The organism is Mesorhizobium sp. P2_F5 (assembly GCF_056403715.1).
Genome location: NZ_JBFUEY010000029.1, coordinates 42,998 through 56,815, shown reverse-complemented (window position 1 = coordinate 56,815; position 13,818 = coordinate 42,998). Strand labels below are relative to the sequence as shown.

Annotated in this window: 11 protein-coding genes; 8 read left to right on the top strand and 3 right to left on the bottom strand. The window is 61.2% G+C overall.

Annotated elements, in window-relative coordinates:
• Positions 1–16: 16 nt before the first annotated feature.
• From AC1DYO_RS28610 to AC1DYO_RS28575, 8 genes are all read left to right on the top strand, one after another.
• The gene (locus tag AC1DYO_RS28610; protein ID WP_477267746.1) at positions 17–1,150 is read left to right on the top strand and encodes an amino acid permease; all 1,134 of its coding nucleotides are present in this window, start codon (positions 17–19) and stop codon (positions 1,148–1,150) included.
• Positions 1,151–1,162: 12 nt separating this feature from the next.
• Positions 1,163–2,377 carry an arginine deiminase gene (locus AC1DYO_RS28605; RefSeq protein ID WP_477267742.1) on the top strand — a complete coding sequence of 405 codons (1,215 nt, stop codon included), beginning with the start codon at positions 1,163–1,165 and terminating at the stop codon, positions 2,375–2,377.
• A gap of 17 nt (positions 2,378–2,394) precedes the next feature.
• Entirely contained in the window at positions 2,395–3,396 is a 1,002-nt protein-coding gene (argF, locus tag AC1DYO_RS28600; RefSeq protein ID WP_477267741.1) for an ornithine carbamoyltransferase, read from the top strand.
• A 1-nt stretch (position 3,397) separates the two neighbouring features.
• Entirely contained in the window at positions 3,398–4,318 is a 921-nt protein-coding gene (gene arcC / locus AC1DYO_RS28595) for a carbamate kinase (protein ID WP_477267740.1), read from the top strand.
• 131 nt (positions 4,319–4,449) lie between these two features.
• Complete coding sequence (locus AC1DYO_RS28590; protein WP_477267739.1) at positions 4,450–5,340, top strand: universal stress protein; 891 nt, start codon at positions 4,450–4,452, stop codon at positions 5,338–5,340.
• 59 nt (positions 5,341–5,399) lie between these two features.
• A complete protein-coding gene (locus AC1DYO_RS28585; RefSeq protein WP_023829819.1) occupies positions 5,400–5,576 on the top strand; it encodes a hypothetical protein in 177 nt (58 codons plus the stop codon).
• Between the two features lie 570 nt (positions 5,577–6,146).
• Positions 6,147–6,794 carry a helix-turn-helix domain-containing protein gene (locus AC1DYO_RS28580; RefSeq protein ID WP_477267738.1) on the top strand — a complete coding sequence of 216 codons (648 nt, stop codon included), beginning with the start codon at positions 6,147–6,149 and terminating at the stop codon, positions 6,792–6,794.
• 70 nt (positions 6,795–6,864) lie between these two features.
• The gene (locus AC1DYO_RS28575) at positions 6,865–7,380 is read left to right on the top strand and encodes an N-acetyltransferase family protein (RefSeq protein ID WP_477267745.1); all 516 of its coding nucleotides are present in this window, start codon (positions 6,865–6,867) and stop codon (positions 7,378–7,380) included.
• Here AC1DYO_RS28575 and AC1DYO_RS28570 read toward each other — a convergent pair whose 3' ends face one another.
• The 3 genes from AC1DYO_RS28570 to AC1DYO_RS28560 form a co-directional block, all read right to left on the bottom strand.
• Positions 7,381–8,586 carry an acetate/propionate family kinase gene (locus AC1DYO_RS28570; protein WP_477267737.1) on the bottom strand — a complete coding sequence of 402 codons (1,206 nt, stop codon included), beginning with the start codon at positions 8,584–8,586 and terminating at the stop codon, positions 7,381–7,383.
• Between the two features lie 51 nt (positions 8,587–8,637).
• Complete coding sequence (locus AC1DYO_RS28565) at positions 8,638–11,061, bottom strand: phosphoketolase family protein (protein WP_477267736.1); 2,424 nt, start codon at positions 11,059–11,061, stop codon at positions 8,638–8,640.
• Between the two features lie 173 nt (positions 11,062–11,234).
• Positions 11,235–13,796, bottom strand: coding sequence for a cation-translocating P-type ATPase (locus AC1DYO_RS28560; RefSeq protein ID WP_477267735.1), 2,562 nt, complete (start codon positions 13,794–13,796; stop codon positions 11,235–11,237).
• Positions 13,797–13,818 lie beyond the last annotated feature (22 nt).

Here is a 13,818-nt window from a genome sequence, read left to right as displayed (position 1 = left end):
CCGAGGCCGGAAACAGCTGCGGCTGATCGATCAGCCAGGGGCGAAACGTCTTGCTCATGCCCCAAAGAATCACGCCGTAATCCAGCTGTCTAGGCGCAGCCCGCCGCCGACCGCTCATTCCACACCCAAATACGGGGACAGGCTCCTAGTTCTCGCCGGCATCCGGCAGGCGGCTGTCGTGAACCTCATCGTCACGGTGGCAAAGATCGCTCCGATCGTCCTGTTCGTCGGGGTTGTGGCCGTCGCCTTCAAACTGCAGGTCTGGTCGCTCGACTTCACCGGTCTGGGCAACACCAGTCTCGGCTCGATCACCGCGCAGGTGAAAAGCACCATGCTGGTGACCCTGTGGGTGTTCATCGGCATCGAAGGCGCCAGCGTCTTTTCCGGCCGCGCCGAGCGCCGCAAGGACATCGCCACGGCGACAGTTCTCGGCTTCTTCACCTGCCTCGCGCTCTACGCCCTGGTGTCGCTGCTGTCGCTCGGCATCCTCAACCAGCCCGAACTCGCCGCACTGAAGAATCCATCGATGGCCGGTGTGCTGGAGGCGATTGTCGGCCCTTGGGGCGCCATCCTGATCAACATTGCGCTTGTCGTGTCCGTGATCGGCGCCTTCCTGAGCTGGACACTGCTTGCGGCCGAAATTCCGCACGTCGCCGCCAAGGACGGGACGATGCCGAAATTCTTCGGCGGCGAAAGCGACCGAGGCGTACCCTCGATCTCGCTCCTGATCACCAACCTGCTCGTCCAGGCCTTCCTGGTGATCACTCTCTTCGCGCAAAGCACCTATCAGGCGCTGTTTTACATCGCGTCGGCCGCAATCCTGGTTCCTTACATCTTTTCCGGGGCTTACGCGGCCAAGCTCGCGCTGACTGGCGAGAGCTACGAGAGCGGCGAGCAGCGCGCCGGTCCGCTTTTTGCGGGGTTGCTGGCGACGGTCTACGGACTGTGGCTCGTCTATGCGGCCGGACCTGCCTACCTGTTCATGTGCGCGATCCTCTATGCGCCCGGCATCATCTTCTACGTCTGGGCACGCCGCGAAACCAGTCAGCGCGTGTTCCATCCTGTTGAAGCAGCGCTCGCCGCAGCCCTTGTCGCCGTCGCCATCCTCGCCGTTTACGAGATGTGGACCGGTGCCGTCAGCCCGCTTTGAAGGATTGGTTCGATGACAAAGCTGGGTGTTCATTCCGAAGTCGGCCGTCTGCGCGAGGTGATGGTCCATCGTCCAGATCTGAGCCTGCGCAGGCTGACACCGGAAAACTGCAAGGCGCTGCTCTTCGACGACGTGCTGTGGGTCAAGCGGGCTCGCCAGGAACACGATGTCTTTGTCGATGCATTGCGTGAACGCGGTGTCCTGGTCCATTCCTTCGGGGAGCTCCTGGCTGAGACAATGAGCCTGGCCAAGGCTCGCGACTGGCTTCTCGACCGCCGGGTCCACCCTGGCGTCGTCGGTCTCGACATGGTGGACGAGCTGCGCGGATGGCTCGACGATATGCCGTCGGCGCAGCTGTCGTCTTACCTTGTAGGCGGCATTGCCAGGGCAGAGCTTCCCTTCGAGCCCAAAGGCCTGACCGGGCGAACGCTCGCCCCCCAGGATTTTGTGCTACCGCCGCTGCCGAATCAGTTGTTCACCCGCGACAGTTCCTGCTGGATCTACGGCTCGGTCTCCGTCAATTCCATGTACTGGGCAGCGCGGCGCCCCGAAGCGGCCAATGTCGAAGCGGTCTACCGTTTCCATCCCCGCTTTCGCGACAGCGGCATTCCCTTTGTTTCGCCGGATCTAGGAACAGGCACCAGCCTGGAAGGCGGCGATGTGATGCCGATCGGTGGTGGAACAGTTCTCGTCGGCATGGGAGAGCGCACCACGCCGCAGGCCGTGGGCGACCTCGCGCGCAACCTGTTCGCTGCTGGTGAGGCCACGCGCGTGATTGCCGCCTTGATGCCCCGCGACCGCAGCTTCATGCATCTCGACACCGTCTTCACCTTTTGCGACCGCGACCTTGTCACCCTGTACCCGCCGGTGGTCGACCGGTTGCGCACCTTCTCGCTGCGGCCGGGCGATGGCGAGACGGCCGTCGAGGTCACCGATGAGACAAAGCCGTTCACGACGGTGGTTGCTGAAGCCCTTGGACTGAAATTGCTGCGGATCATCACCACCGGCGGCGACCGCTACGAGGCCGAGCGCGAGCAATGGGACGATGGCAACAATGTCGTTGCGGTCGAGCCCGGCGTGGTCATCGGCTACGACCGCAACGTCTACACCAACACGCTGCTGCGCCGTGCCGGGATTGAAGTGATCACGGTCGAAGGCGCCGAACTCAGCCGAGGCCGCGGCGGCGGGCACTGCATGACCTGTCCGATTGTCCGCGACCCGATTTGACCCGAAAGGAAATCCCGATGTCGATCAATCTTCATGGCCGGTCCGTCCTGACCCTGGACGATCTCACCGCCGACGAGATCCGCTTTCTTCTGAAGCTGGCCGCCGACCTCAAGGCGGCCAAGCTCGCCGGTCACGAGATCCCGCGTCTCGTCAGAAAGAACATCGCCCTGATCTTCGAAAAGGATTCGACGCGCACACGCACCGGGTTCGAAGTGGCGGCCTATGACCAGGGCGCTCACGTCACCTATTTCGGCCCCACCGGCAGCCATATCGGCCACAAGGAATCCATGAAGGACACAGCCCGCGTACTCGGCCGCATGTATGATGGGATCGAATATCGCGGCTTTGGCCAGCACCAGGCCGAAGTGCTGGCTACATATGCAGGCGTGCCAGTCTACAACGGCCTCACCGACGAGGCGCATCCGACGCAGATCCTCGCTGATTTCATCACCATGCGGGAATTCACCCACAAGCATCTTTCAGACATGACCGTCACCTTCGTCGGTGAGGGCCGGGACAATGTCGCGCTCTCCCTGGCACTAGGAGCAGCCAAGGTCGGCATCGACATGCGCATCGCCTCGCCGAAAGAACTCTGGCCGGACGAGGAGTTCTGCGTTCATGTCAGGGACCTGGCGGAACGCAGCGGCGGCCGCTTCCGGCTCGACGAGGACGTGACGAGTTGCGTCCAGGATGCTGATTTCATCTACACCGACGTCTGGATGTCGATGGGCGAGGACAAATCGGGCTGGGGCGAGCGCATTCGCCTTTTGACGCCTTATCGGGTCACCAGCGAGGTGATGGCCGCCGCCGGCAACACCCACGTCAAATTTATGCATTGCCTGCCGGCATTCCACGACACCGATACCGAGATCGGCGCCTTCGTTGCGAAGGAATACGGCATCGACTGCATGGAAGTCACTGACGAGGTGTTCGAATCCGCCGCGTCCATCGTCTTCGACCAGGCCGAAAACCGGATGCACACGATCAAGGCCCTGCTCGTGGCCACGATCGGCAACTGAGATGCTTATCGTTGTTGCGCTCGGCGGAAACGCACTGTTGCGTCGTGAAGAACCGATGACGGCCGGAAACCAACGCGCCAACATCGTGCGCGCTGCATCCGTGCTGGCCCAACTTGTCGGCGGAGGGCATTCGATTGTGGTCACTCACGGAAACGGTCCGCAGGTGGGACTTCTGGCGCTGCAGGCAGCTACAACCTCGGATGGCCGCACATTTCCACTCGACGTGCTTGGCGCCGAAAGCGCAGGGATGATCGGCTATGTCCTTGAACAGGAGCTCGGCAACCTCCTCAAGGAGAGGCTTTTCGCGACCCTGCTGACACAGGTGAAGGTCGATCCGCACGATCCCGCTTTCGCTCACCCGACGAAGCCTATCGGCCCGGTCTACGATGAGGCAACCGCACGTAGGCTTGCCAGCGAGCGCAATTGGCAGATCGCGCCCGATGGCGACAAATGGCGCCGAGTCGTGCCCTCACCCAGGCCCCTGGAAATCCTGGAAGCGTCTGTAATCTCGTTCCTGGTCGAGCGCGGCGTGATCGTCATCTGCACCGGCGGCGGCGGTGTTCCGGTGATTGCCCGGGACGACGGCACGCTTTGCGGCGTCGAAGCAGTCATCGACAAGGACCTGGCAAGCTCGCTGCTTGCCCGCCAGTTGAAAGCTGACATGCTGCTCCTGTTGACCGATGTCGACGCCGTTTATGTCGACTACGGAACAGCAGCCGCTCGGCCGCTTCGGCGCGTGACCCCCAAGGAGCTATCCGGGAAGAATTTTCCGGCCGGCTCCATGGGACCCAAGGTCACCGCTGCAATCGAATTCATTGAAGCGACAGGCAAGCCTGCTGCTATCGGCAAGCTCGATGACGCCGTCGAAATTGTCAGTGGCGAACGTGGTACCTGGTTTGAAGCCGGCTGGAGCGTGGATTGATGCGTTTCAAAGCCGTGTGACCGCATAGTGCCATGGGTGGTGTCCGTAACAGGCTTCGCTTCGGACCATGCCGGCGGTGCGGTGGTCCATGACGATGTGGCCTGATGGATTGGCAAGTTATGCAGGCTTTGATGCGCATCAAGGCGCAAGGTCGCACCTCCGGCGATCCTGCAATAAATCTCATCGGAGGCACGGCAATGACCTTTAACACCATCATGGTTCAACTCGACGTCGATTCCCCGGCAGCGCCGCGAACGGCCTATGCGCTGGAGTTGGCGCGACGCTTCGAAGCTACCCTGATCGGTTTTGCGGCGGCCGATTCATATGTGTTTGTTCCAGGCGACGATGGCGGCGTGGCGGCAGCCGAAATCATGCGGCAACGCCGCACGGATATCGAGGATCGCCTGAAGACTCTGAAGGAAGAATTCCTCAGTGTCGTCGGTGGACAAGATGCCTCCTGGCGCGAGGAGATCGGCGATCCAACACGTCTGCTGGCGATGCATGCACGCGCCGCCGACCTCATCGTGACCGGGGCTCCCGCACGGGGCGTTCCCAGCGACCGCCACCGGATGGTCGATGTCGGAACGTTGGTGCTGTCGGCCGGACGGCCCGTGTTGCTTGCGGCTGACAAGGTTGCACCGCGTAAGTCCGAAAATGTTCTGGTGGCTTGGAAGGATACCCGCGAGGCGAGGCGCGCGGTCACCGATGCAATGCCCTTTTTGACCGGTGCACAACATGTCCTTGTGGCGACGATCGAGGAACAGAACATGACGAGCGCACGCGAGAGTGTCGGGGACGTGCTCCGCTTCCTGATGAGACATGGCGTCAAGGCAAGATCGGAGGTTCTGGACGTGGGCCAAGCGGACGCTTGCGAAGCCGTGTCCGAAGTCGCCCGAGCCATGGGTGCCGACCTTGTGGTCGCGGGCGGCTACGGCCACAGCCGTATCCGCGAATGGGCGTTTGGCGGTATGACCCGCTCCTTGCTGAAGCAAGGGGCGATTAACCGGCTGCTCTCGAACTGATCTACTGAGAGCAGGAAACGATATGCAGAGCCGAGGCGAAAGTGAACGGGAGTCCAATGATGGCAAAGAGAACGGACAAGGTCGAGGTTGGCATGGATCTGGCCGCAAGGTGCCGCGTTACCGAAACTTGGCAAGACGATCTGGGGGACCGGTGGGCCACGGTTCTGATCGAGGGCCACGACATCCCGGTCACACTCAAGGTAGTCCACTTTTACCCGTTCGATGACGGCAACTAGCGCGTGACGAGAGCATATGGCGGCGCGACTGTCGGACCTGATCTCTTGAAGCCGCGGCTGGATTTGGGGAAGGCCGTTGGCGGATGAGTCACACGGTCTGGCGGCTCTAAGAGTGCATGCCATCGCGGCGGAATGGCTGAACGTGGCTTGGCGGTGCCGAATTTGCTGCAGCCTCTGCAGTCGTGCGTTTGTAAACAAGGCGTATGACAAAGGCGAAGTATGCGACCTGCAGAACTACAAGGTCGATAATCGTCCAGCCTACCGCGCTCCAGACTGAACCCGTTGCCGCGTAGGCCCACAGACCCACGATACCCGACGTCAAAAACATTCCGACCATGAATTGCGGAAGATACATCGCTGCCCACCCAGCCGTTCCGATGCAAGATTTCGAAACGACTCCCTATTGCTATCACCCAAAGCGAAAGAGGACTTAAGCGATCGGCGCGCCTGGGCACTTGATATGGATCAACAATCCGCGCGACTAGGTAGTTTCCCTTAGGGATAAAACCGAATTTCGCGACCTGCGGATTCGCGCGATTGCTGTGTCACGGAACAACCGGGAACACAGCCATGCACGCCTACACCACCTCCAGAATTTCATTGCCGTCGCATTCTGCTCAGCCGGGCCTGCCAGCGGCATTTGACTCGGAAACGCAACAGCCCGTCAGCTTCTTTCCCGCCGGTTCGGAGATTTATGCTCAAGGCGAGAAGGCGGGGGCTTTTTACCAGGTCGAATTCGGCGCCGTGCGCATCTATCGCCTGCTCGCAGACGGCCGCCGACAGATCAGCGCCTTCCACCTCGCCGGAGAGACTTTCGGTTTCGAAGCCGACACGACGCATCATTTTTTTGCCGAAGCGATCAACGCCAGCGGGGTGCGCGCCTTCCGCTTCAGCGCTGGAGCAGACATGTCCCATCAGCTGCTGCCCCTGGCGCTCAAGGGCCTGACAAGGGCGCAGGAACACCTCCTGGTCCTCGGCCGCCAGAACGCTATCGAACGCGTCGCCGCTTTCCTCGTGGATATGGCAGAGCGGCAGGGCGGGTTGCGGCAGGTCGAGTTGCCAATGTCACGTATGGACATCGGCGACTATCTCGGCCTGACCATCGAGACCGTATCGCGGGTCTTCACCCGGCTGAAGGACAAGGGCGTCATCCGGCTGCTCAACCTGCGCAGCATCGAAATCGTCAAGCACGACGCGCTCCACTGCATGAGCGAATGAAAGGCGCCTGCCTGCGCAAGAGACGACAATGACGCCGAAGAACCGGCCCCAGTTCAAGGACCAGATGACGATGGACAACACACTTACCACCCATACCGGCTTTCGCTTCGAAGTGCGCCGCGCGCGCCCTGAGGATGAGCCAACGCTGGCCGAGTTCTTCACTCATGTAACCCCAGACGACCTGCGCTTCCGCTTTCTCGGCGCTGTGAAGGAAGTCTCGCATGAACGGCTGGTGGCGATGACGCGTTCAGACGACGCCCATATCCACAATTTTCTAGCATTCTCGATCGACGGGATGCTGATCGCGGTTGCGACGCTGGCAAGCGATCGAGCCGATCGAAACGGCGAGGTTGCGATCTGTATTCGCGCGGATCGCAAGCATCTGGGCGTTGGCTGGGAGCTGCTCGCTTATGTTGCGAAATATGCCGAAGAACTCGGCCTCAGAGCGATCGAGTCGATCGAGAGCCGTGAAAACCGTGCCGCGATCGAGGTCGAGCGCGACATGGGTTTCACCGTCACCACCGATCCCGACGATGCGACGCTTGTCCTGGTTCGGCGGGAGCTGGGGGCGCGATCAGCCGCTTAGCTACCGCGCTCCCTCCTCGGGCCGTGCGGGCGCAGCAGAGCGAAAGATGAGCATCTCCGTGGCCACAGCGCTTTCTTCATCCGCTGGAATGACAAGGACATCGACTCGGGAATTCGCAGCGCCGACCATCTCCTCGCCTCCGCGGTTTCGCTCGTCGTCGAGACCGACTCCAAGCCAGGCCGCGGCGGCGCCGATCCTTTCCCTGACCAACGGCGCGTTTTCGCCAATGCCGGCAGTGAACACCAGCGTGTCCAGTCCTCCCATGGCAGATGCCAGCGATCCTATCTCACGTCCGATCCGATAAACGAAGAGGTCGACAGCCTCGGCGGCGGCAGGGTCGTCTGAGCCGATCAGGGTCCGCATATCCCCAGATATTCCAGACACACCGAGCAGGCCGGATTGCTCGTAAAGAAGCGTGACCAGTTCGTCCCCAGATAGTCGCCGTTCCTGCAGCAAGTGAAGGATGACCCCCGGGTCAAGTGCGCCGCAACGCGTGCTCATCACCAGGCCGTCGAGCGTCGAAAACCCCATCGTCGTGGCGATGCTTCGTCCGGCATCCATGGCGCACAGGCTTGCGCCGCTGCCGAGATGGGCGACGATCGCCCGACCGCCGGCGCGCGCGCCGTATCGGTCACGCAGTTTCGAAGCAATATGACTGTAGGACAGCCCATGAAAGCCGTAGGAGACGATGCCCGCGACAGTCATCGCGCGCGGCAGCCCGTAGATTTTGGCGAGCTCCGGCCTGGTCGAATGAAACGCTGTGTCAAAGCACCCGATCTGGAGGGCCTGTGGCAAGAGTTCAGCAGCCAGTGCGACAATCTCGATATTGATCCGCTGGTGGATGGGCGCCAGCGACTCTAGCCGGCGCAATTCTTTGAGCGTGCGTTCGTCGAGCAGCGTCGCTTCGGTGAAGTCACGCCCACCGTGAACGATCCTGTGCCCTACCCTGTCGATGCGGCGCAGGAGATCGTTTTCGGCGAGCACGGATGCAACCGCCGCGAACGCCTTGCCCATAGCAATCGGTGCTTCGCCCAGGCTCTTGTCGATCTTGGACCTGCCGGCCGCGGCCTCGACACGCAGCCGCGGTTTTTGACCGAGAGAGGAGACATTGCCGCGCAGCAGCACCGGGAGCTCGCCTCGTCGCTCGAAGACGGCGAACTTCAAGCTCGAAGAACCACCGTTCAGGACAAGGATCGCATCGGTCATGAAGCCATCCGATATGTTGCCGCCCCTATGCGCTTGCGAACGGGCATACGTTCAATCCGGACGCTTCGGCCCCGCATCGGCATCCTGTCCCCACTTCCACTCAAGGATCTCCGGCATATCCTGCCCATGGGCGCGAATATAGGCTCGATGTTCAAGCAGCTTGCTGTCCATCGCCTGCTTGATGCCGACCTGCATGCTTTTCAGTCGCGGAACCCAATCTACGACGCTTTGGACGATATGAAACCGGTCGAGACCGTTCAGCACCGTCATATCGAAAGGTGTCGTGGTCGTGCCCTCCTCGTTGTAGCCGCGCACATGGATGTTGTCATGGTTGGTGCGACGATAGGTCAGGCGATGGATCGTCCAGGGATAGCCGTGATAGGCGAAGATGACCGGCTTGTCGGTGGTGAACAGCGCATCGAACTCACGATCCGAAAGACCGTGCGGATGATATTCCTTTGGCTGGAGAGTCATCAGGTCGACGACATTGACCACCCTGATCCTGAGGTCAGGAACCTGATGCCTGAGGATCTGTACGGCGGCCAGCGTTTCGAGCGTCGGGACGTCGCCAGCGCAAGCCATCACCACGTCGGGCTCGGCGCCATCGTCTGTTGACGCCCAGTCCCAGATGCCGATCCCTGCCCTGCAGTGAACGATTGCCCTGTCCATCGACAGCCACTGCCAGGATGGCGGCTTTCCGGCGACGATGACGTTGATGCGGTTCCAGGTCTGCAGCACGTGGTCGGTCACGCAAAGCAAGGTGTTGGCGTCCGGCGGGAGATAGACACGAACGATGTCGGCCTTCTTGTTGAGGGCGACGTCAATGAAGCCGGGATCCTGATGGCTGAAACCATTGTGTTCCTGATGCCAGACATGGCTCGACAACAGATAGTTCAGCGATGCGATCGGCCGCCGCCACGGGATGTCGCGGCAGGCATCCAGCCATTTCGCGTGCTGATTGAACATGGAATCGACGATGTGAATGAACGCCTCGTAGCAGGAAAACAGACCATGGCGCCCGGTTAGCAGGTAGCCTTCCAGCCAGCCTTGGCAGGTGTGTTCGGAGAGGATTTCGAGAACCCGGCCATCGCGCCCCAGATGAACGTCTTCGGGCAGGATCTTCTCCATCCAGCCACGCTCGGTCACTTCAAACACGTCCTGAAGGCGGTTCGAAGCAGTCTCGTCCGGGCCGACGATCCGGAAGTTTTTCGAGGCCTCGTTTAACTGCATGACATCACGCAGGAAACTGCCCATGACCCGCGTCGATTCGGCCTTGACGCCACCGGGGCGCTCGACCGCAATGGCGTGGTCATGCAATCCGGGCAGTTCGAGAGACCTGCGCAGCTGGCCGCCATTGGCATGCGGGTTGGCGCTCATGCGCCGTGTCGCCTGGGGTGCCGTGGCACGAATCGCGGCGACAGGAGCGCCGGCGGCGTCGAACAGTTCCTCGGGCCGGTAGCTTTTCAGCCACTCCTCGAGCAGCTTGAGATGGGCGGGGTTTTCCGCAAGGCCTGACAAGGGAACCTGGTGCGAGCGCCAGAAGCCCTCTGTCTTCAGACCGTCGACCTCTTTCGGTCCCGTCCAGCCCTTGGGGCTGCGCAGCACGATCATCGGCCATATTGGTCGCGACGTCGGAGACGCCGAGCCAGCGCGCGCGGCTTGCTGGATCGCGCGGATGCGGTCTAGCGCATCGTCGAGCACGCTCGCCATGCGCTCATGCATCAGGGCAGGCTCGTGGCCTTCCACGAACAGCGGCTCATAGCCGTAGCCGGCAAACAGCGCGCGCAATTCGTCTTCGGGAATGCGGGCCAGAATGGTTGGATTGGCGATCTTGTAGCCGTTCAGATGCAGGATCGGCAGCACCGCCCCGTCGCGCGAGGGGTTGAGGAATTTGTTGGAATGCCACGCGGCTGCCAGTGGCCCCGTTTCAGCCTCGCCGTCACCGACGATGCAGGCGACCACGAGATCCGGATTGTCAAAGGCCGCGCCATAGGCATGCGAAAGCGAATAGCCCAACTCGCCGCCCTCATGGATCGAGCCGGGCACATCCGGCGCTGCATGGCTCGGGATACCGCCGGGAAACGAAAACTGCCGGAACAGCTTGCGCATCCCCTGCTCGTCCATCGCAATGTCGGGATTGAGCTCGCTGTAGGTGCCCTCCAGATAGGTATTCGCCACCATTGCCGGGCCGCCATGGCCGGGGCCGCAGACATAGATCACATTTGCGTCCCTGAGCCGGATCGCGCGATTGAGGTGCGCATAGATGAAGCTCAGGCCAGGCGACGTTCCCCAATGGCCGAGGAGACGCGGCTTGACGTGCTCCAACCGCAACGGTCCACGCAGCAACGGATTGTCGAGCAGGTAGATCTGGCCGATCGTCAGATAGTTCGCAGCTCGCCAATAGGCGTCAATGTCGCGCAACTCCTGTTCGGACAACCGTTTGGTGTTGCCTGATGTTGCCGAATGTTCGGTCATCTGATTTGGCTCCGTTGCTCATTTTGCGAAAGCCTGCGGATTGCGCCTCAGACATGGCACCAACGCATCGTTCGCCTTTCGGTTCATCACTGCTCGGCCCGACCGTCAAAGCGCGCACTCCGCAAGCTGGGCGTTCGCCCTGGTCGGAACCGCGGGCAGACTTGCATCAATGATCAGGTTTTCAGCCGCTCCCGCCAGAAATGTTTCAGGAACTCAAGGCAGACCAGCACTGCCAACCCGGCCGCAAGCGTCACGGCGAGGTCGTCCAGGTGCAGCGGTCCGAACTGGAAGAGATTACTCGCGAGCGGCCACAGAAGCGTCCCGCCCAGCGCCGCTGCAACCACAACGACGACAAAAGCAAGCGATCGATTTGGCCGGAAAAGAGCAGTCAGCAGCAACTCGCTGAACGTACGGTTGACGAAAATCAGCCCAACGATCGTCAGCACCAGCGAGAAGAACGTCAGGGCTCGAATCTCGTCTTCAGGCATTCCCCAGTGCAAGGCGAAGAGGAAGATGCCCGCAACAAGCACGAATGCCAACAGTCCTTGCACTACGCTCCATGCGATCAACGAGCGCGAGAAGAGCGCCGCTTCCGGATCCCGCGGCGGACGCTTCATCGTGTCGTCTTCCTCGGTTTCTGCTTCAAAGACCAATGAGCAGACTGGATCGATCACCATCTCCAGAAAGGCAATGTGAATTGGCCCGAACAGGATAGGAAGCCCAAACAGCAATGGAAGCAGGGCCAGCCCGGCGATCGGCACGTGCACGGCAAGAATGAAGCCCATTGCCTTGCGCAAGTTGTCGTAGATGCGGCGGCCCAGCCGGATGGCTTTGACTATCGACCCGAAATCGTCGTCGAGGAGGACGATGGACGACGCCTCCCGCGCGACATCCGTGCCGCGACCGCCCATGGCAATGCCAATGTTTGCGGCTTTCAGCGACGGAGCATCGTTGACGCCGTCGCCCGTCATGGCGACAATCTCGCCGTTGGCCTTCAAGGCTCTGACGATTGCCAATTTCTGCTCGGGCATGATCCGCGCGAACACCGCCGCGGTTTTCACGCGCGCCGCCAGGGCTGCGTCATCCAGTGTCTTGAGCTCTTCACCGCTGACGACATCGTTGAAATCGAGCCCGGCCTGACTGGCGATTGCTCTCGCGGTCGCGGGATAATCCCCGGTAATCATGATCACTCTTATTCCGGCGGAGCGGCAATTGCTCACCGCGTCCGGAACCCCTGAACGCAGGGGATCGGCAAGTCCGACGAGGCCCATGAACTTAAAATCGAAACCAGTCTGTTTGTCCGGCAGCTGATCGCCAGCATGACAAGAACGCGCCACGCCTAGGACGCGCAGTCCTTCCGTTGCCATGGCGTCCACAACATCCTTGACCGAAGCGACACGATCCGCAGGTAGACGACAGAGTGCCGCGATGGCCTCCGGCGACCCTTTGGCGGCAATCAGGCAGTCGGCGCCTCCAGTTGACGACTGCCAGGCATTCGACATTGCCAACAGTTCAGGGCGCAACCCGTAGGCGCGGGCCAGCTTCCGATCGGTGCTGTCTGCGCGCTTGGGCAATCGCTCCTGCGCGAGTTTGTGAAATGCCCTTTCCATCGGATCAAAAGGAATCTCGGCACTGGCTAGCATGCCGATCTCGACCAACTCCCCAAATGCCGCCGGCATCTCTGTGTTTGAGTTGTTCAGCAGGCGAAACAGTTTGCCATCGGGCGTTCTCAGTTCTGCAATTGTCATGCGGTTCTCGGTCAGCGTTCCGGTCTTGTCGGTGCAAAGGACCGTTGCCGAGCCAAGCGTCTCGATCGCTGCTGCACGACGCGTGAGCACGCGCGCCTGCGAGATGCGCCATGCGCCCATGGCCATGAAGATTGTCAGCACCATGGGAAATTCCTCGGGCAGCATCGACATGCCGAGCGCAATACCGGCCAACACCGCATCGAGCCATCCGCCACGCAGCAGGCCATAAAGCACGACCGCGAGAACACTGACCGCGCCGCCGACCAGCGCGAAGATGGCGACAAGGCGTTTTGTCTGTCGCTGCAGGCGGGGTGCTTCGGTCTCCATTGTGCTAAGCGATTGCCCGATCGCACCGATTTGGCTGAGCGGCCCGGTTGCCAGAACTTCGCCGATGCCTGACCCGCGAACGACGAGTGATCCAGAAAAAGCTAAAGGCAAGTCATCGCCCCCTGGCCGGCGTTCGGCTGGCAGATCGCTTTCGCTGGCTGCAATCTTTCGCACCGGCACGGATTCTCCTGTCAGCAAGGACTCATCGGTCTGGATATCCCGACTCTGGATGAGCAAGATATCGGCCGGAATCCGATCCCCCTCGCCCAGCACGACCGTATCGCCGCGCACCACCTCGCGACCCGCAATCCGCCTGCGTTCGCCATCGCGTATTACCAGGGCGCGCGGACTTGTCAGGTCACGCAACGCCTCGAGAACACGCTCCGTTCGCGCCTCCTGAACGATGGTAATCCCCACCGACAAGGTGGCAAATGCGAGCAGTATCAACGCTTCCTGAAGATCGCCAAGAAGCAGGTAAACGCAGCCTCCACCCAACAGCAGGGCAAGCATCGGCTCGCGCACGACCTCGATAGCAATTCGCAAGGGCGTCCGACGGTTGGATCTGGGCAACTCGTTGAACCCTTCGGTGACAAGCCTAGCCTGTGCCTCGGCTTCGCTGAGGCCGGTCAAGGCAATGGTCGATGAGGTGGCTCGAGACATTTTGGCTTTCTTCCATCACCAG